The following is a 16,865-nucleotide window of genomic DNA, read 5'->3' as shown; positions in this document are numbered from 1 at the left end:
ATTAGAAACTCCAGGTAACGCCCAGTGTGACACCCAGGGAATTCAGCCCCGGGTTCGGATCGGTGGCACCCTGGTTGGACAGGTGCTGGAACATCGCGCCTAGGCGCAGGTCCACATTTTCAGCCACAGCGTAGGAAACGCCAGCGGCGGCAAACCAATTGTAGGTTAGGTCCTGGCCCTGGCCGCCGGTCACGCCCTGGGAGTCAATCCAGCCCAGACCACCGCCGAGCTGGCCATACACGGACCAAGTGCCGGTGGCATCCCAATATTCCAGGGAAGGGGCGGCCATGAAGCCGAAGTAATGATTTTCAGGCCCCTGGAGGATGGCCTGGCCGATAGCGGCAAAGCGGCTGCGCACGACGATTGCGGAGCCATCTTCAAACACATGGTGCATCATGTAGGCTGGGCGCCAGGACAGCATCACTGGGGCGCTTTCATAGTCCAGGGGCGTATCACCGCCCACCTTCCACAGGTAGCCCACTTCCAGGTCGATGGAGTTTTGCTGCCAGGGTTTGACATCTGGAGACAGACCTGGGGCGATGGACGCAGGTTCCCCGGCAAAGGCTGCCGTGGTGAGAAAGGCGAAAAGAGTAAGGAGACGCTTCATGCGCGCCCATGAAGCCATGGAGCGTTCTCAGATGCAAGGGCAGAAGCAGGGCTGAAACTTATCTGTCCAAGCAGGCTATCTTTATGCTTTCATCCGTATCACCCTCCGCATGACCTTCCCCCGCCTGCTTTCCGCCTGCCTGCTTCTTCTGCCGCTGCTCAGCGTCAGTTGCTCCACCCAGCCTTATTATTATGGCGGGCAGCCCGCATACGGGGGCCAGCCGTCCTATGGGCAGAACCTGTTTCGTTATGGGCAGCAGGGCGTGAATGTGGCCAAAAAACTGCCCTCCCGCGTGATGGGCCTGTTTCGCAGCGATGGCTCCTTTTGGTATGCCGATGGGATGCAGGGCCGGCCCTCCATCCGCATCGTCCTGGGCGAGCAGATGGTCTATCTCTACAAAGGTGGTCACCTCGCGGGTGGCTCGCCTATTTCCTCCGGCTCCGAAGGGTATGATACTCGCCCAGGGCGCTATCGCGTGATCGAGAAGGACATTGACCACAAATCCTCCATCTACGGCGACTACGAAGACATGTACGGCAATGTGGTGATGACAAACATTGACAACCGCAAGGACCGCCGCCCGCCTGGCACCCGCTTTGAAGGGGCGAAGATGTACTATTTCATGCGCATCTACGGCGGTGTGGGCATGCACCAGGGCTACCTCCCCGGCTACCCCGCCTCCCACGGCTGCATCCGCCTCCCCGGCCACATGGCCGAGAAATTCTTCCTCGCTTGCCCCATGGGCACGCCTGTGACGGTGGTGCCGTGAGGGGTGTTATGACTGGCAAATTTCATCTGTTGTCCCTAGCTGTCTGTTTAATGACAGGCTGTGTGACGGCCCCTAAAAAGACGAGTGAAACCTCGCTGCCTTCATGGCTCAGCGCGGTTCAGGCTCATCCAGAGCTGCGCGGCATCGCCGTGCACATCAGCCCCGAAGTGATGGGCGTGGAAAAGCACTTCTCTCTTCAGCGACCGCATGAGGTCAACTATGTGTTTAAGGACGGCTCCATCCATGTGATGACCTTCGATTTCCGTGGAGCGAAGGTCGAGGATCGCTGGACGAGCCTCAAGGAACTGCCTTTTGAAGAGGTTGAAATCCTTTCGGTGAATGAATGGAGACAACGCATTAACGCTTCTGCAAAAAAGTGACACTATGGCTGGCGAGGATGTCAAAACCCTCGGGTCTTGATCCCATTCACCTCCGCGCGCTCCAGCAAAAAGGCGAGGGCTGCAGGTGTGAGCTGTGCTTTGGGCAGGGTAGAATACGAGGCTCCACGAAAGCCCAGGAGGATCAGGTCTTCATATTGCCTCACCTCGTCCAAGGCAGCCCAGCCCAGGGTCATACTGCCTAGCGAGCTCTCAGCTTGGATAGTCTCTTCGGTAAAGGTGTATCGGGCTTTGCCCTCGATGATACTTTCCAACTTCGTGATGGCGCGGCTTCGCCCCATCCAATAACCCCCCACGTAAATGAAGAAACCCATCGCCAGTAATGTGAGGGAGATGATGGAGAAGCTGCCTAAGATGCCATCACGTAGATCCATGCAGACGCCAATGCCAATCAGCAAGACAGCTAGGCTCAGGCCTAACCAATGTTCATTTTTGAAAAACCAGGCCCGCCAAGCCTTGATCATCATCTCGCGAGTCACTTGAATTTCGACTTCGTGACGGATGGGATTTTGAGTCGTCGAGGATGTGTTCATCAGGGAGCTTTCCAGGTTATAAGAAAGTCTCGGTGAAAAGTCATCTGTTACTGGAATCGGTTCGGAATTTGATTGCCTGCGGATGAGGTGAATGAGGGAGATGGACGATCCTCAGTCTAACTCCTGAAGTGATGAACCGACGATATCTCGTTCGAGAGACCTTCTTTATGGCGCCCGGGACCTTCTCAGCGCTAGGCCCGCGAGAGCTAGGCCGAGTAGCAGCGCGCGTGAGGGCTCGGGCACGATGGTGGCACTGACTTCGATGCTGCCAATGGAGAAGGATTTGAAACCCGTGGGGGTGCCGGTGGTATTGGTGTTTTGGACGGCGAGTAAGAGGGATGAGGCTCCTGTATTGGCCGTGCCCGCGCCCCAGTTGGCCGCATCTCCTAGAGACCAGTTCCCGGCTTGATCGAAGAGAATGGTTTCGCCGGAATACAGCACGAGGTCCCAAGTGGTGCTAGTGAAGGTAAAATCAAAGGCGGTGATGGCACTGGTGAGGCCGAAGCCTGAAGCGACCGAGCCGCTGGGATCATTGGCGGTATTGTCGGCTTTGGTACCCAGGCGAAAGCCATGGCCACCATTGTTGATTTCCAGAGCGAAGGCGTCGTTGCTACCAAAGAAGGATCCCAGCGTGGAGGTGAGGCCGATGCGGAAGCGCCCGGTGTTGTCCGCCGCATAATCTCCCGTGCCGGCGAGATCAAAGTCAGTGACCGAAAACTGAATGGTGGAAGTGAAGGGATTCAGCTCTGGCCGGACGGTGGTGGAAAAGTTACCTGAATTGGAAACGCCGCTGTTGGTCGTCATCACGGTCAGCACCCCACCAGATTCGGTCACCCCTGCGTCCGCGAAATTGGTCCAGTTGCCGATGCTGCTGCTGTCTGGGGTGGCTTTGATGCCGTTTTCAAAACTGTCCTGTAACAAGACGGCGGCTGGAGAAATCCCAGCACCGGCTAAAACCCAAGCTGCCAAGAACAGGAGGGAGCGAAGCAGGGCCGAAGCGCGAAAAAGAGGGGGCAATTTCATGGTTAGGGCAGGTGAGCCCCAACCAAAAAAATGGAGATGCCCCTGCTGGTGGTGCGGGGGCTCTCATTGGGTGGGGGGACAGCAAATGTATCTGAACCTCCCCAGGCATCAAGGCCGAGGCGGGATCTAGCGGCAAGATCAGGCAGATCTTTAGGGTGGTGCCGAGCGGGTGGCACCGATGCGACCCCATAACGGCTGTTTATTTGCCGGGCTCGATCATCTTTAAGGCGGGCTTGTCGCCCCCCTGCGCCTGCCACCAGGCCTCAATGGAAGGGATATCAAAAAGGCGGAACTTACGGCCCACACGGTTTTCAAAGGTGATTTGGGCTTGTTTGGCCACGTCCAGAATCGGATCTTCTTTGAGGACTTTGAGCAGGAGGGCATTGGTCTCAGCTTCTGTGCTAGAGCGAAGCAGGAAAGCTGAACGCAGGCGTGCCTCCCAGGGCTGTTTTGCATCCTGCATCAGGCCATGAAGCTGGGCAGGGGAGAGATCCGCCTCACGCGTGACGGGACTGTCTTTAAACAGCTCGCGCACGGGCAGGGTGTAGCCTGGGTCAATGCTGATGCCCATGTCGTAGTAAGCCTGCACGCGTTTAAATTCCGCCTGCGCCGCATGGGTCAAGTTTTTCATGGCGGGGTCCATCATGGCTTCGACCAGGGCCTGGAGAGATTCCCGGCTGCCCGTGGCGATGGCTTTATCGGCGTAGCTGGTGAGACGATTGCGCTCCTTGATGAGAATCAGCTCCCCCGTGGCCGGCGTCACACTGGGCATCATGGCGGCGACTTGGGAGGCATCCTGGTCAGAGACGCGGGCCGTGTCTGCCGAAGGGACGAAGGAGGACTGCTGTATGACGAGGGCCATGCGGTCCGCCATTTCCTGAAGGCGGCTCTGAGTCTTGGCCCGTTCTTCACCTTGGGCATCCAATTGCCGCTGCAGCGCTGCGATCTGGGCATTCGCTTGGTCGAGAGCCACTTTCATGGAGGCGGAAACCTCCGGTGATGCTGCACCTGGGCTGCTAGTAGGTGCCTTCTGCGCTAAATAAGAGCTCCCCCAAAGCGCAAGGCCTCCCACGAAGACGAATTGAACGGCAGATAAAATGAGGGCTGGTTTCCACACGCTGGAGGTCGGCTTTGTCGGTTCCTGCTTTTTGCGCTGGGCGGTGCTGGGAGCGCGGGCTGGGGCGGGGGCAGGAGTGGATTCGGGAGCATCCTTGAGCAAGGGCTTCCGTGCCGGGGAGGAGGGGGGAGTTTCGGCCATGTGGAAATAATTAAGCTCAATATCAAATAAATTCCAGCCTGTGAACGTGGACAGTTGTCTGCCACTGTGGCAGGCATGCTTTCAGCCTGCTGCTTATCGAGATGAGTTCGCCCCCCCCTCTGCCCTCTCCCAATGCTTCGCGTCAGGCCACGATTGTGTGGTCCATTGGCGGCTTTCTTGTGTTTTTGCTGACCGTCCTGTGGCCTTACCAGCATTGGGAGTTTGAGTCGCGGTCCAGCATCGTGATGGGGATCGTGAACAAAGCCGCTGCCGATTCCGAGTGGTACTACTGCTTGGCCGTAGCTCCCATCGTGGGCTGGCTCATCTGGCGCATGCGGGATGATCTGCGGCGTTTGCCATTGCGGGTTTCGTGGTTCGGTGCACCGCTGCTGGTGGTCGGCATGGTTTGTTATTGGGCAGGGTATAAGGTGGATACGGGTTACCCAGGTTTCATGGCCGTGCAGCTCGTGACCCTCGGTCTCATCCTCATGCTGGGCGGTTGGCACTGGGTAAAGTGGCTGGTTTTTCCCTGGGCCTTCCTTGTTTTTATGTGGCCGATGGTTCCTCTGGAGACGCGCCTCGCCTTCCCACTGCGCATTTTGACGGCCAAGGCTTCTTCTGGCTTTCTGAACTTGGTGGGTCTGGACGTAGTGCGGGATGGTACGGGCATCCACTCCGCCGCAGATGCCGCGCGTGGTCTTGCCCAGGGGGCTGAGTTTAAGCTGGATGTGGATGAGCCCTGCAGCGGCATTCGTTCTCTCTTTTCATTGCTGATGATCAGCGCCCTCTACGGCTGGCTGATGCTGAAGACTTGGGGCGCGCGCACCGTGCTGTTCGCCAGCGCCATTCCGCTGGCGGTGTTAGGGAATTTTGTCCGGATGATCTTGCTTACCTTGGGTAGCAAGTGGTTTGGCGTTGAGTTCGCGGTGGGAAGAAACATCGCCGGGCAGCAGGAGATGAGCGCCTTTCATACCCTGGCTGGATTCGCGGTCTTTGGCGTGGCCCTGGCGGGCATGTTTGCCATCGCAACCATTCTCGAAAAACGTGAGTCGAAAAAACGCCCGCAGTCGCCGGAGGCGCCCCGTCCTGCGCCCGTGATAGTGGGCAAAAGTCCGTGGCTGCCTTTGGCTGTTTCGGTGCTCATTTGTGGCGTCGGGCTGGCCTTTTGTGCGGTCACGGATACCACGTATCGGGTGGGGGCACCGCCCATCAGTCTGGATCTGCCAGAGCGATTGGGAAATTTTGAAAGTCAGGACATGCCTATGATGGCGGTCGAACGGCAAAACCTAAATGAAGGGGTGCAGATCGGGCGTCGCTTTTACTTCACGCGAGAGCGTGCGGTGCTGGCCTCTGTGGTCTTGAGCGGGCCCGTGAAACGCTCCCTCCATGAACCTCAAATCTGTCTGCCTGGGCAGGGGTGGGTGATCAGCGGCAAGAGCTTCATTGAGTTTGATTGCGGTCTCCCTCAGCCCGTTCAGGCGACTCTGCTGACGATGCACCGGGATGTGCAAAACGCGGCGGGGGCTGTCGTGCGGACAAAGGCTCTCAATGTGTATTGGTATCAAGGTTCCCAGGGGCGCACCGCCTCCTCTTATGATGAGCATGTGGGCTATTCTTATGCGGATGCTCTGCTGCGCAACATTGACCACCGCTGGGCTTTGCTGTCCTTCTTTGCACCCCTGAAAGATCAGGCTCTTGGCAGCATGGATCCCTATGCGGAGTTGAACGCCTTGGAAGATATGAAAGTCTTCATGCGTGAGTTTGTGCCGCCTCTTTTGGAAGCGGCACCTAAAGATTAAAAAAGGGAACGACGTGATTTTGATCAAACCGCCTGCACCGTCTGCCCTGAGAAAGTCTGCCATGTGCCTGCATCTGCGGCAGCTTGGCGTACATACGCCAGGCCGACGTAAGTCTGCTTTTCGGGGTGCCAAGTGGCACTGGTGATCTGGCCGACTTCTTTACCCTCGGCATTCATCAAAAACTCTCCATGGGGTTGCTCCGTTTCGCTGGTCCAGGCGATGAGCTGGCGAGGCATCTTGCCAGTGGTTTTGATGCGGGAAAGAATCTCCTGACCGATGTAGCAGCCTTTGGTAAAGCTCATGGCGCGGCTTTCCAGCCCGGCCTCTTGAGGGAAGGTCTCGGCATTCAATTCGTGCGGGTAAGCAGGCACTCTGTTCAGGATGCGCAGGGTCTCCGCCTCGGCTTCGCTCAGCCATGTCTCACTTGGCGGTGCGCTGGTGTTTGGTAGCCATACATCATAACCCGGGAGGTGAAAACGATACTCATTGGTTAGGTAGTGACCTTCGGCGGAGGGTGGATTTTCTGTCCCATTAGGTGGAGAGATCCTGTGCCACAGTTGCCAGTCATCCGTGATATCTTCCAGCACCGCATCGTCAGCGATGATGTAGCGCTCCAGCCTTATGCCCAAAGATTCACGCAGGCTTGTATCGGCATCCAGCAGCAGGCTTTCACCATCGGGAGCCGCATGGATGAAGATATCTCCTTCGATCTTGCCTTTAAGATTGGTCACACAGGCATAGAGCGCCGTGAGACTGTTGGCCGTGCGAACATCGTTGGTCACTTGGCCATTGAGGTAACGCACGCGATCCGCTCCGGAGAGCCGCCACTTGGCGCGGGTGGACAGATTCACCCAGGCTCCCTGGGTGGCGAGGGTGGAGTAACGATCGGCAGTCATGAAAATTAAGAGGCAATCTGGCCGATGACAGAAAAGTCGAGATCGCCTTTCCCTTGGTTCACACCGCTGCGCATTGTCTCGGCAGTGCAGTCTAAGGCAGGCGTTGAGACACCTCCTTGCGAAGCAAGCTCGCGGGCAAAGTTGGCATCCTTCAGCATGTTACGCAGGGAAAAGTGTGCTTCAAAATCCCCTTGGATGATGGTCGGTAACTTCATTCCAATGAGGCCTGAGTAGTTCGCATTATTTTCCAAAGCGGTCAGAAGGTTCTCAAGCGGGATTCCTTGGCTGTGTGTGATGGCCGCCGCCTCCGCCAGAGCCTTGACGGTGATAGCGGTCACCAGATTGGTGACGATCTTCAGCACCGTCGCATCGCCGGTTTCTCCCAGCGGAAGAATTTTGGCCGATGAAGCCTCCAGGATGGGACGTGCTTTTTCGAGAACTTCAGTGGCCCCGCCGATGTAGTAAACGAGCTTGCCATTTTGTGCCGCCATCTTGCTGCCTGTGAATGGGGCATCTAGGAATGTAGCGCCACTTTCCGCACAAAGAGCAGCGGCTTCCAGCGTAGCTGTCTTGCTGACGGTGGCGTGGTTCAGAATGACGTGATCGGGCGTCAATGCAGGCTGCATGTCCCGCAGGGCTGTCAGCAGGGCCTCGCCGTCGCGAACGAAGATCTGGATGACCATGGCGGCATTTGCCACGTCTCGCGGACTTGGTAAGGCCCCAGGAACGTTGCGGGCGGTGTGGCTCCAGACGTGCACGGGGTGGCCAGCTCGGCGCAGGTTTTCAGCCACCCGGCTGCCGATGATGCCGAGCCCGAGAACGCCGACGGGAGAGGGTTGATTCATAAAGTTGTGTGAAGATGCTTCGCCGGGTTACGCTTGTCTGCAAGCTCTGGCTGATGCCGTGCAGGTGAATCGGCCTTGCCTCAGCGGATAAACTTGCGCACTGAGAGCTTTCTTTATGCTCGCCCTTGCCCTCGGCTTCGGGCAACTTTGTTGGTCGGTGCTTCGTTCGTTGTTCATCTTTTACTTTTTCCCATGATCTCCTGGTTCGCCCGCAATCACGTCGCTGCCAATCTCCTCATGCTGGGGGCGGTGATCGCGGGGATCTGGACTCTTGCTTCGGATCGCATTCCTTTGGAGGTGTTCCCAGACATGCCCTCGCGCATGATTTCCGTGACCGTGCCCTACCCGGCCTCAGCTCCCGAGGAGGTGGAGGAAAGCATCGTCCTCAAGATCGAGGAAGCCATCCAGCAGGTGGGCAGCATCAAGCATATCAATTCCACAGCCTCCTCCAGCGGCGGGACAGTCGTGATCGAGGTGGAAGAAGGGAAGGACCCGCGCGAGGTGCTGGATGACATCAAAATCCGCGTGGATGCCATCCCGAATCTGCCGGAGTTGGCCGAAAAACCCACCATCCAGCTTGATGACAATTTCCACTCTGTTATCACCGTCGCGGTAGCAGCGGACATGGCCGAGGCGGACCTCCGCCGTTTGGGGGAACAAATCCGCGATGAGATCTCCGCCCTGCCAGGCATCACCCACGCCGGGCTTTCAGGGGTGAGGCCTTATGAGATCGGCATCGAAATCCCCGAGGCTACCTTGAGAAAGTATGGCCTGAATCTGGAGCGTGTCAGTCAGGCCATCCGAGGCAGTGCGCTGGATCTGCCTGCGGGCGTGGTGCAAACCGAAGCGGGCGATGTTTCCATCCGCACCCGTGGACGCGCCTACACTGGGGAGGATTACTCCCGCGTGGTCATCCTCACCAGGCCCGATGGCACCAAGCTGACGCTGGGGGAGATCGCCATCATTCAAGATGGTTTTAACGAGAACCCCCTCCTAGCCCGGCTCAATGGCAAACGCTGTGTGGTGGTAAACGTGATGCGGGAAGGTGGCCAAAACGCCATCAACATCGCTGAGTCCGTGAAAGAATACATCACCACGGCCCAGAAACGGATGCCGGATGGGGTGCAGATCGAATTCTGGAATGATCGTTCCAAGATCGTCAAAGGCCGCATCAGCCTGCTCATTCAAAATGCTCAGAGCAGTCTCATCTTAGTCTTTCTCTGTGTGGGACTCTTCCTGCGGCTAGATGCCGTGTTTTGGGTAGCTGTGGGCATGGTGGCCAGCTTCATGGGGGCCATTGCTCTGATGCCGTTTTTTGACATTGCCATCAATCTCTCTTCGCTCTTCGGATTCATCCTGGTTCTAGGCATCGTTGTGGATGATGCCATCGTGATTTCAGAGCACGTGGATACGCTGCGTCAGCGTGGCATGTCGGCCCTGGATGCGGCGATTCAAGGGACCAAGGAAATGGCAGTGCCCATCACCTTTGGGGTTCTCACCACGGTCATCGCCTTCCTGCCTATGGCGGTTGGAGCCAGCGATTTCTTGATGATGTTTAAGCCCATCGCCATCGTTTTCATTTTGGTGATGTTGATCGCCTTGGTGGAGACCAAGATCATCCTGCCTTCTCACCTCGCTCATCCAGTGCCCGGCCTGAGTGGGGCCTCGGATATCTTGGGGCCTGTTCATCGGTGGTCAGAGCGCACACTGAGGAAGTTCGTGGATACCTTTTACCGCCCTGCACTGCGCTGGTGTGTGCATCATCGCTACACGGCTCTCGCTGCTTTCTTTGGGGGGCTCATCATCCTCTGCGGTTTCTTTTTTAGCGGACGCATCCTTTGGATCTTTTTTCCCCGTGTGCAGAGTGAGCGTATTGAGGCGAAGCTGACCATGCTGGATGGTACCCCGTTTGAAGTCACTGATGGCCACATCCAGCGGATGTATGAGATCGCCGAGCAGATGAAAAAAGAGTACGTGGGACCGGATGGGAAGCCGGTTATTCGTGCTATCCTCGCCACCACTGGCACCACCCGCTTGACGTGGGGAAGCGGTGGCAGCACCGGCAGCTCTCATGTGGGAGAGATCAATATCGAGACCTACGGTCCTGAAGAGCGCAGCCTCAAGGTAAATACCGTGGACATGGCCGCTGACTGGCGGAAGCGAATCGGCAATATCGTGGGCGCAGAGGAGCTGAATTTCCGAGCTGAAATCATTCGCAGTGGTGATCCCGTGGACCTTCAGTTGACCGGCACAGATCCGGATGAGCTGTTGGATATTTCAGACAAGATCAAAGCCCACCTAGCCACCTACGCAGGCGTCTTTGACATTACAGATTCTCTCGATAGCGGCCGCAATGAAATCCAGCTCCGCCTCAAGCCGGAAGCACAGTCTTTTGGCGTGACAGTGAGTGACCTAGCACAGCAGGTGCGGCAGGCGTTTTATGGCAATGAAGTGCAACGCATCCAGCGTGGGCGCAATGAGGTCAAGGTGATGCTGCGTTACCCGAAAAATGATCGCAAAAACCTCGCCACTCTCGAGACCATGCGGGTGCGTACTGCGGCGGGTTTGGAGATTCCATTTTCCCGCGTGGCAGAGGCAAAGGTGGGGAAAAGCTTTACCAACATCAAAAGGGTGGACCGGCGCCGCGCCATGAACATCACGGCCGACGTCAATAAATCCACGACCGATCCCGCCAAGGTGAGGGCGGATGTGGAAGTTTATGTCCGGGAGCTCATGGCCACGCATCCGCACATTCAGTGGAGCTTTGAAGGCGAAGCCCGGGCACAGCGTGAAGGGGCCGATGCGGGCAAGTGGGCATTGGCGATCATTTTGTTAGGCATGTATGCGATGATGGCCATCCCTTTCAAAAGCTACACCCAACCATTCATCGTTTTATTGGTTGTCCCCTTCGGCATCGTAGGGGCCGTGCTGGGGCATCTTTTCCACAGCATGCCCGTCAGTAGCATGAGCATCTGCGGCATGCTGGCGGTCACTGGGGTGATCGTGAATGACACGCTGGTCTTAGTGGATCGCATCAACCAACTGCGTGAAGAAACGGGCGACCTGAAATATGCCGTCCAGGAGGGAGGGCGCAGTCGCTTCCGAGCCATCTTTTTGACTCAGATCACCACCTTCGTTGGCCTCATGCCCTTGATGTTTGAATTTGGCAGTCTCATTGAAAATTCGCCTCCGGGGATCAGTCACATTCTCACGGCAATCTTTGGTGACAATCGCGCTGCGCAGGCCACCAGCGCCCAGTTCCTCACGCCGGTGTCTGTTTCCATGGGGTACGGCAGCCTCTTTGCCACGGTGATCACGCTCTTCTTGGTTCCCCTCTGTTATCTGGCAGTGGATGACCTGGGCCGTATCATCAATCGCATCTTAGGGCGCAAACCTCAACCAATCGCCATGCCATTAGGGGCACCTTCGGCTTAAAGTTAGCCTTTGGCCCAAAGTCACTTGGCTGATCGTTATGTCCAGTTCTGACTCGCCGACTCCTGCTGAAGGTAAATCCATCGAAGCCAAGACCTGGTGCCTGTATGTGCTGCGTTGTCGAGATGGGAGCCTCTACTGTGGCATCACCAATGATCTGCATCGGCGGCTGGACATGCACCGCGAAGGCAAGGGGGCGAAGTACACGCGGGGTAGGGGACCTCTATGGCTGCTAGGCTCTTGGCCACATGGCGATATGCCTGCGGCATTGAAAGCCGAGCGTGTCTTTAAAGCTCTCAGCCGAGCTCAAAAAGAAAAATGGCTGGAGGCGAACCTCCAGCCATCTTCAAAAATCTGACTCTGAAGGAAATTACTTCTTCACGTGGCCAGAGACGAGCTTGGTCATCTCAAACATAGAGACCTGGGTCTTGCCGTCGAACACCTTCTTCAGCGCTTCGTCTGCGTTGATGAGGGTCTTGTTCTTGGTGTCCTGAAGGCCTTTAGCCTTGATGTAGTCCCAAAGTTTCTTGGTCAGTTCGCCACGTGGAAGCGGAGTGGATCCAACCACAGCGGCCAGAGTTTCGTCCGGCTGGACGGGTTTCATCAGGGCTTCGTTGGGTTTACGTGGAGTGGTAGATGCTGTTTTAGCCATTTCTCTTTTTCGCAGACGCCGCCGGATAAGTCAATACGTGTGATTGTAGGTAATTCGGTGAAGGCTCCCCAGGCAAATTGCAAAAATATGGGTGAAGAGGCGAGGAATCCGCGCCAGAGGCGTTATGCACACTCTGTGTTCTTTGCAGACTTTGGATGTTCCCTTTTCGTTCTATGCCCTCTCTTTTTGCCAAAATCATCGGTTTCGTTCTGATTCTGGCGCTTTATGCACCGATGGCTGGCCTTCACGCGCAGGCACCTCGGGCGGAGATCATTTCTCCTCAGGTCAAAATCGCCGTGGATCGTGGACTGGCCTGGCTTTTGAAGCAGCAGCAGCCTGCCGGTTTCTTCTCGGAACAAAAGACAGATAAAAAAATCCAGCGTGGGGACATCCCTAGCCACAGTGCAGCGATGACGTCTCTGGCCATCATGGGACTGGCCTCAGTGGGGCATCTCCCAGGCGATCCTACTCCTGAAGGTCAAGCGGCCCAGCGCGCCCTGAAATACGTGGTGGACCACGTGGAGCCCGACGAAAACGGCTATCTGGGGCGCAGCGACCGTAGCCGCATGTATGGCCACGGTATCATCACACTGATGCTGACTGAAATGCTTGGCATGTCTCCCGACATCGAAACGGATAAAAAAGTCCGCTCCATGACGGAGAAAGCCATCAAGCTCATCATTCGTGCCCAGCAGGTTCCTAAAAGCGATGCCAACAAAGGCGGTTGGCGCTACGAGCCAGCTAGCAGCGATAGCGACATCAGCGTCAGTGTGTGGCAACTGATGTCTCTCCGTGCTGCCAAGAATAGCGGCATCGAAGTCCCCAAAGAAGCCATTGATAATGGCATTGCCTACATCAAGCGCAGCTACCGAGCGGAGCGAGATAGCAATGGCAACCTCAAGCAACTGGAGGCCGCGTTCAGCTATGAACCTTACGGGGGGCGGCAAACCTTCTCCACCACCTCTGCTGGCCTGCTTTCTCTCCAAGTGGCTGGCCAATACAACATTCCTGAAGTGCTGGGCTCATCCAACTGGCTGCTCAAGTTTCCACCGGAGGTCAATGAGCCCTGGTTTTACTACGGCTGCTATTATTATGCTCAAGGCATGTATCATCGTGGGGGCGACCACGCCGCCACCGCCCGGCAGAAGACCGAGCAGATGCTCGTGGGAGCCCAAAGCCCCGAAGGCGCCTGGTTCCCACGCAACGGCAATGAAAAATCCGCCGGCCCCGTGTACGCCACCTCTCTGGCCCTCCTCAGCCTCAGTGTGTATCACCACTTTCTGCCGATTTATCAGAAGTGAAGATTGGAGTATTTAATTTCAGGGAACGGACCTGATAATTACATCAAAAGGCAAAGGGAGGTTAGAACCTATTGCGAGCACTACATTTGCCGGTCTTACGTCCCAGACGTCGTATCCATCCTTCCAAAAAGCCAATGAATGTTCATAGCCGATACCGGTCCAGGGCAGTTTTTCAAATCCGAGTGCAACGAAAGCATGAACAAGCTCATCTGAAGTTGGTTGGGTTCCCTTTACGTGGGGCTGAGTGGTGACAATGCGCCAACCTCCATTGAGGTCACACCACAAACCCTTTAATTGAATATTGTCACCAAATAGTTCGTTTTGAAGGCGCAGCCTTTGAAAATATTCGATAGGAAAAGCAGAAACCATATAGGGATTCCCTTGGGTATCCCACTCGACAGCATATCCTGCTGCGTTTGGCTTTGTATATTTTAACCACAGGCCAGATTCCTCGTCATAAATAACATCGTGTTCCCTGCTCTTGGACTCAGGTGGCATCTTGAAACTTGGCGGTAGAATCAGGTTTCTTTCTTTTGCCCAGATGTGTAACGCAGCTTTTTCTTTGTCAGGGTAGTCCCAGTCGTCCTCATCAATAGTGCCATTTGGGCGTAGGCTTGCTCGGAGGTGCATTTCGGCATCTCTGAGCGTGTTTTGCGCATTTTGGCGGCTATCTCTTCCCACGTCATTGATAGCTTAGTTTTCCATAGGGCCTGAGGGGCGCAATGGAAAACTTCGTTTCAGCTTCCCTGCTTGACCTATTGCCTCTGCCGCGTTCCTATGCGCCGCGCCGGGTTCCGGTGTTTTTGAATTCAACCCATCTTTATCATCATGGCACTCTCTGTCGGCTCTTCCGCCCCTGATTTCACCGTCACCACCCTCGGCGCCAATGGCCCTGAGCTGTTCAAGCTGTCCGAAAACATCGGCACTTCTAACATCCTACTTCTGTTCGTGCCGATGGCCTTCACGGGCGTTTGCACCACTGAGTTCTGCGAACTGTCGAAAGGTATCAATGCCTACACCTCCCTGAATGCGAAGGTCATCGGCATCAGCGGTGACAATCCCTTTGCTCAGAAAGCCTGGGCTGAGAAGGAAGGCATCACGCTCCAGCTTCTCAGCGACTACGATCACAAGATCACTGAGGCCTACGGCGTGGCTTATGAGAGCTTCCTGCCTGCCAAAAACCTGATCATGGGCGGCGTGCCCAAGCGTTCCGCCTTCATCATTGATAAGGCCGGCGTGATTCAATACGCAGAAGTTCTGGAGAGCCCCGGTGACCTGCCAAACTTCACTGCTATCCAGGCGAAGCTGAAGGAATTGGCCTAATTTTAGACCGTTTTTGCGAAGAGGGAGCCTGTGAGGGCTCCCTCTTTTTTATGGCCGAGACTGGGGGCGGAGCTCCCACGCTCCTGCTTGACTCCCGGCTCCCTTCAGGGCACAGAGTGCGCCCCCCATGCTCTCCGTTTCCAATGTCAGCAAGACCTATGCAGGCCGCACCCTCTTTAGCGGTGTGTCTTTTCACATCAACCGGGGGGAAAAGATCGGCCTCATTGGCCCCAATGGAGCTGGCAAGTCCACGCTATTTTCCCTGCTGCTGCGTGAGACGACGCCCGATGATGGGTTGGTAACGATGGAAAAGAACTTGGAGTTTGGGTTTCTTCCCCAGGAAAGTGCTCCAGTGGATGACGTCACGGTGCTAGAACTGGCGACGAGCCATGTTCACGAACACAGCCGTTGGGAAGCCGAACCGAAGGCCAAGCGTATCCTCAAAGGTCTGGCCTTTCGTGAAACAGATTTTGATCGCAACGCTCGCACGCTTAGCGGTGGCTGGGTGATGCGCGCTCATTTGGCCCGACTGCTGGTTCAGGAGCCTGATCTGCTGCTGCTGGATGAGCCGACGAACCATCTTGATCTTGAGTCCCTCATCTGGTTCCAAGACTATCTGCAGAGTTATCCAGGTGCCATTTTGATGATTTCACATGACCGTGAATTTCTCAACGCGCTCACGGATGCCATCCTCGAAATCGCCCACAGCAAGGTGAACCGCTATCGTGGAAACTACGATGCCTACCTGGTAGAAAAAGCCGCCCGTGAGGAGCAGATGAAAGGCGCATTTGAAAATCAGCAGCGCGAAATCGCCAAGCTCCAACAGTGGGCCGACCGCTTCAAGGCCAAGGCGAACTTTGCCTCCCGTGCCCAGGACAAACTGAAGATGATTGATCGCATGGAGAAGCTGGAGGGTCCGGCAGCAGCGGCGAAGACCGTGAAGTTCCGTTTTCCCCAGCCTCCACGCAGTGGCCAGCGCGTGCTGACGCTGAAGGGGCTGGACTTCGCCTACGGCGAAACACCGGTTTACAATGGTTTGGATTTTGAGATCGAACGAGGTCAGCGCATCGTGCTCGTGGGGCCAAACGGAGCCGGTAAATCCACGCTGTTGAAGCTCCTCGCCGGCGCTTTGACACCGCAGGCAGGCAAGCGCGAGCTCGGTCACAATGTGAAGCAGGGCTACTTTGCGCAGTATCGTGGCGACGTGCTGAACATGAAGCACACGGTGCTTCAATCAGCCATGGATCTCCCCAGCCGCCCGGGGGAAAACATGTGCCGCACCTTGTTAGGCTCCTTTCTGTTTCATGGCGACGATGTGTTCAAGCCGGTCGGAGTTCTTAGCGGTGGCGAAAAATCCCGACTCGCTTTGGTGCGCCTGCTTTTGGATCCGCCGAACCTGTTGCTGATGGATGAGCCGACCACTCACCTGGACATGGGCAGCATTGATGCGCTCATCGGTGCGTTGGAAGACTATGAAGGCACGCTGGTTTTCATCAGCCACGATGTTCACTTCATCCGTGCCATGGCCCGGGGTGTTATCCACATTGCCGGTGGGGTGCTCACTCCTTATGCCGGAGATTACCAGTATTTCCTCGACAAGACCAAGGCCACCTCTGCCCGCGAGGCCCTGACTGCCAGTTTGACCAACAGCCAGCCCGGTGCCTGGGATGCACCCAAGAAGGCATACGCCCCACCAAAGTCGAAAGAACAAAAGCGCCTGGAGGCAGAAGCCCGGAACAACCGAGCCAAAGGCCGAAAGGACCTGGAGAAAAATGTCGCCCGTATTGAAGAAGAACTCGCCGCGCTCGACAAACGTAAGATGGAGCTCGTGGAGATGCTGCAGGATGGGGCGGTGTATTCCGATGCCGCTCGGTTTAAGGCCCTGAGCAAGGAGTTGGAAGAGATCGAACCTCGCGTCGCCACCAAAACCACGGCTTGGGAAAAAGCTGCGGGTGAGTTAGAAGCCTTGATTGCCAAAGAGGCTGTCGGTTGATCCGTAAGACCTGGCGGGGAACGGGCGTTCCTTCGC

Annotated in this window: 16 protein-coding genes; 8 read left to right on the top strand and 8 right to left on the bottom strand. The window is 56.3% G+C overall.

All coding sequences use genetic code 11. From position 1 onward, the window contains the following. Nucleotide 1: 1 nt before the first annotated feature. Entirely contained in the window at nt 2–607 is a 606-nt protein-coding gene (locus HNQ64_RS21355; protein WP_184212612.1) for an acyloxyacyl hydrolase, read from the bottom strand. A gap of 109 nt (nt 608–716) precedes the next feature. Between HNQ64_RS21355 and HNQ64_RS21350 the strand changes: the two genes are divergently transcribed. Further along, complete coding sequence (locus HNQ64_RS21350) at nt 717–1,376, top strand: L,D-transpeptidase family protein (RefSeq protein WP_221305525.1); 660 nt, start codon at nt 717–719, stop codon at nt 1,374–1,376. Nucleotides 1,377–1,384: 8 nt separating this feature from the next. Next, nucleotides 1,385–1,756, top strand: a complete 372-nt coding sequence (locus tag HNQ64_RS21345; RefSeq protein ID WP_184212610.1) for a hypothetical protein — start codon at nt 1,385–1,387, stop codon at nt 1,754–1,756. A gap of 20 nt (nt 1,757–1,776) precedes the next feature. Here HNQ64_RS21345 and HNQ64_RS21340 read toward each other — a convergent pair whose 3' ends face one another. The 3 genes from HNQ64_RS21340 to HNQ64_RS21330 all read right to left on the bottom strand — a co-directional run bounded on the left by HNQ64_RS21340 (nt 1,777) and on the right by HNQ64_RS21330 (nt 4,588). Continuing rightward, nucleotides 1,777–2,307 carry a YcxB family protein gene (locus HNQ64_RS21340; RefSeq protein WP_184212608.1) on the bottom strand — a complete coding sequence of 177 codons (531 nt, stop codon included), beginning with the start codon at nt 2,305–2,307 and terminating at the stop codon, nt 1,777–1,779. 165 nt (nt 2,308–2,472) lie between these two features. Beyond that, on the bottom strand, nt 2,473–3,330 hold the full coding sequence (locus HNQ64_RS21335) for a PEP-CTERM sorting domain-containing protein (protein ID WP_184212606.1): 858 nt from the start codon (nt 3,328–3,330) through the stop codon (nt 2,473–2,475). A 199-nt stretch (nt 3,331–3,529) separates the two neighbouring features. After that, nucleotides 3,530–4,588, bottom strand: a complete 1,059-nt coding sequence (locus tag HNQ64_RS21330) for a hypothetical protein (protein WP_184212598.1) — start codon at nt 4,586–4,588, stop codon at nt 3,530–3,532. A gap of 101 nt (nt 4,589–4,689) precedes the next feature. Here HNQ64_RS21330 and HNQ64_RS21325 point away from each other — a divergent pair, with 101 nt between their 5' ends. After that, a complete protein-coding gene (locus tag HNQ64_RS21325) occupies nt 4,690–6,387 on the top strand; it encodes an exosortase/archaeosortase family protein (RefSeq protein WP_184212596.1) in 1,698 nt (565 codons plus the stop codon). Nucleotides 6,388–6,410: 23 nt separating this feature from the next. On the opposite strand, the gene ygfZ is transcribed toward HNQ64_RS21325, so the two are convergent. Further along, the gene (gene ygfZ, locus HNQ64_RS21320; protein ID WP_184212587.1) at nt 6,411–7,283 is read right to left on the bottom strand and encodes a CAF17-like 4Fe-4S cluster assembly/insertion protein YgfZ; all 873 of its coding nucleotides are present in this window, start codon (nt 7,281–7,283) and stop codon (nt 6,411–6,413) included. A gap of 5 nt (nt 7,284–7,288) precedes the next feature. Next, nucleotides 7,289–8,128, bottom strand: a complete 840-nt coding sequence (locus HNQ64_RS21315) for an NAD(P)-dependent oxidoreductase (RefSeq protein ID WP_184212585.1) — start codon at nt 8,126–8,128, stop codon at nt 7,289–7,291. A 192-nt stretch (nt 8,129–8,320) separates the two neighbouring features. Here HNQ64_RS21315 and HNQ64_RS21310 point away from each other — a divergent pair, with 192 nt between their 5' ends. Together HNQ64_RS21310 and HNQ64_RS21305 are read left to right on the top strand one after the other, a co-directional pair. Then, a complete protein-coding gene (locus HNQ64_RS21310) occupies nt 8,321–11,563 on the top strand; it encodes an efflux RND transporter permease subunit (protein ID WP_184212583.1) in 3,243 nt (1,080 codons plus the stop codon). 37 nt (nt 11,564–11,600) lie between these two features. Continuing rightward, nucleotides 11,601–11,918: a GIY-YIG nuclease family protein gene (locus HNQ64_RS21305; RefSeq protein ID WP_221305524.1), complete on the top strand. Its 318-nt coding sequence runs from the start codon at nt 11,601–11,603 to the stop codon at nt 11,916–11,918. Between the two features lie 12 nt (nt 11,919–11,930). Here HNQ64_RS21305 and HNQ64_RS21300 read toward each other — a convergent pair whose 3' ends face one another. After that, entirely contained in the window at nt 11,931–12,212 is a 282-nt protein-coding gene (locus tag HNQ64_RS21300; protein ID WP_184212581.1) for an SWIB/MDM2 domain-containing protein, read from the bottom strand. A 173-nt stretch (nt 12,213–12,385) separates the two neighbouring features. On the opposite strand from HNQ64_RS21300, the gene HNQ64_RS21295 reads away from it, so the two are divergent. Beyond that, nucleotides 12,386–13,513: a prenyltransferase/squalene oxidase repeat-containing protein gene (locus HNQ64_RS21295; RefSeq protein WP_184212579.1), complete on the top strand. Its 1,128-nt coding sequence runs from the start codon at nt 12,386–12,388 to the stop codon at nt 13,511–13,513. 18 nt (nt 13,514–13,531) lie between these two features. Here the strand turns inward: HNQ64_RS21295 and HNQ64_RS21290 are convergent, their stop codons facing one another. Beyond that, nucleotides 13,532–14,194: a putative polyvalent protein kinase domain-containing protein gene (locus HNQ64_RS21290; RefSeq protein ID WP_184212577.1), complete on the bottom strand. Its 663-nt coding sequence runs from the start codon at nt 14,192–14,194 to the stop codon at nt 13,532–13,534. Between the two features lie 147 nt (nt 14,195–14,341). On the opposite strand from HNQ64_RS21290, the gene HNQ64_RS21285 reads away from it, so the two are divergent. Together HNQ64_RS21285 and abc-f are read left to right on the top strand one after the other, a co-directional pair. Next, nucleotides 14,342–14,836 (top strand): redoxin domain-containing protein, encoded by a 495-nt coding sequence (locus tag HNQ64_RS21285; protein ID WP_184212575.1) that lies wholly within the window; start codon nt 14,342–14,344, stop codon nt 14,834–14,836. Between the two features lie 127 nt (nt 14,837–14,963). Next, entirely contained in the window at nt 14,964–16,829 is a 1,866-nt protein-coding gene (abc-f, locus tag HNQ64_RS21280) for a ribosomal protection-like ABC-F family protein (RefSeq protein ID WP_184212573.1), read from the top strand. The last annotated feature ends 36 nt before the right edge of the window (nt 16,830–16,865 follow it).

Origin of the sequence: Prosthecobacter dejongeii (assembly GCF_014203045.1) — a bacterium.
Taxonomy (GTDB): Bacteria; Verrucomicrobiota; Verrucomicrobiia; order Verrucomicrobiales; family Verrucomicrobiaceae; genus Prosthecobacter; species Prosthecobacter dejongeii.
This window is presented reverse-complemented; position numbering and strand designations above follow the sequence as displayed.

Excerpts from the sequence above, each read along its gene's own strand:
- HNQ64_RS21295 (WP_184212579.1), top strand. The coding sequence starts at position 12,386 with ATGCCCTCTCTTTTTGCCAAAATCATCGGTTTCGTTCTGATTCTGGCG.
- abc-f (WP_184212573.1), top strand. The coding sequence starts at position 14,964 with ATGCTCTCCGTTTCCAATGTCAGCAAGACCTATGCAGGCCGCACCCTC.
- HNQ64_RS21355 (WP_184212612.1), bottom strand. The coding sequence starts at position 607 with ATGAAGCGTCTCCTTACTCTTTTCGCCTTTCTCACCACGGCAGCCTTT.
- ygfZ (WP_184212587.1), bottom strand. The coding sequence starts at position 7,283 with ATGACTGCCGATCGTTACTCCACCCTCGCCACCCAGGGAGCCTGGGTG.
- HNQ64_RS21330 (WP_184212598.1), bottom strand. The coding sequence starts at position 4,588 with ATGGCCGAAACTCCCCCCTCCTCCCCGGCACGGAAGCCCTTGCTCAAG.
- HNQ64_RS21310 (WP_184212583.1), top strand. The coding sequence starts at position 8,321 with ATGATCTCCTGGTTCGCCCGCAATCACGTCGCTGCCAATCTCCTCATG.
- HNQ64_RS21325 (WP_184212596.1), top strand. The coding sequence starts at position 4,690 with ATGAGTTCGCCCCCCCCTCTGCCCTCTCCCAATGCTTCGCGTCAGGCC.
- HNQ64_RS21345 (WP_184212610.1), top strand. The coding sequence starts at position 1,385 with ATGACTGGCAAATTTCATCTGTTGTCCCTAGCTGTCTGTTTAATGACA.
- HNQ64_RS21315 (WP_184212585.1), bottom strand. The coding sequence starts at position 8,128 with ATGAATCAACCCTCTCCCGTCGGCGTTCTCGGGCTCGGCATCATCGGC.
- HNQ64_RS21300 (WP_184212581.1), bottom strand. The coding sequence starts at position 12,212 with ATGGCTAAAACAGCATCTACCACTCCACGTAAACCCAACGAAGCCCTG.
- HNQ64_RS21340 (WP_184212608.1), bottom strand. The coding sequence starts at position 2,307 with ATGAACACATCCTCGACGACTCAAAATCCCATCCGTCACGAAGTCGAA.
- HNQ64_RS21335 (WP_184212606.1), bottom strand. The coding sequence starts at position 3,330 with ATGAAATTGCCCCCTCTTTTTCGCGCTTCGGCCCTGCTTCGCTCCCTC.
- HNQ64_RS21285 (WP_184212575.1), top strand. The coding sequence starts at position 14,342 with ATGGCACTCTCTGTCGGCTCTTCCGCCCCTGATTTCACCGTCACCACC.
- HNQ64_RS21305 (WP_221305524.1), top strand. The coding sequence starts at position 11,601 with ATGTCCAGTTCTGACTCGCCGACTCCTGCTGAAGGTAAATCCATCGAA.
- HNQ64_RS21350 (WP_221305525.1), top strand. The coding sequence starts at position 717 with ATGACCTTCCCCCGCCTGCTTTCCGCCTGCCTGCTTCTTCTGCCGCTG.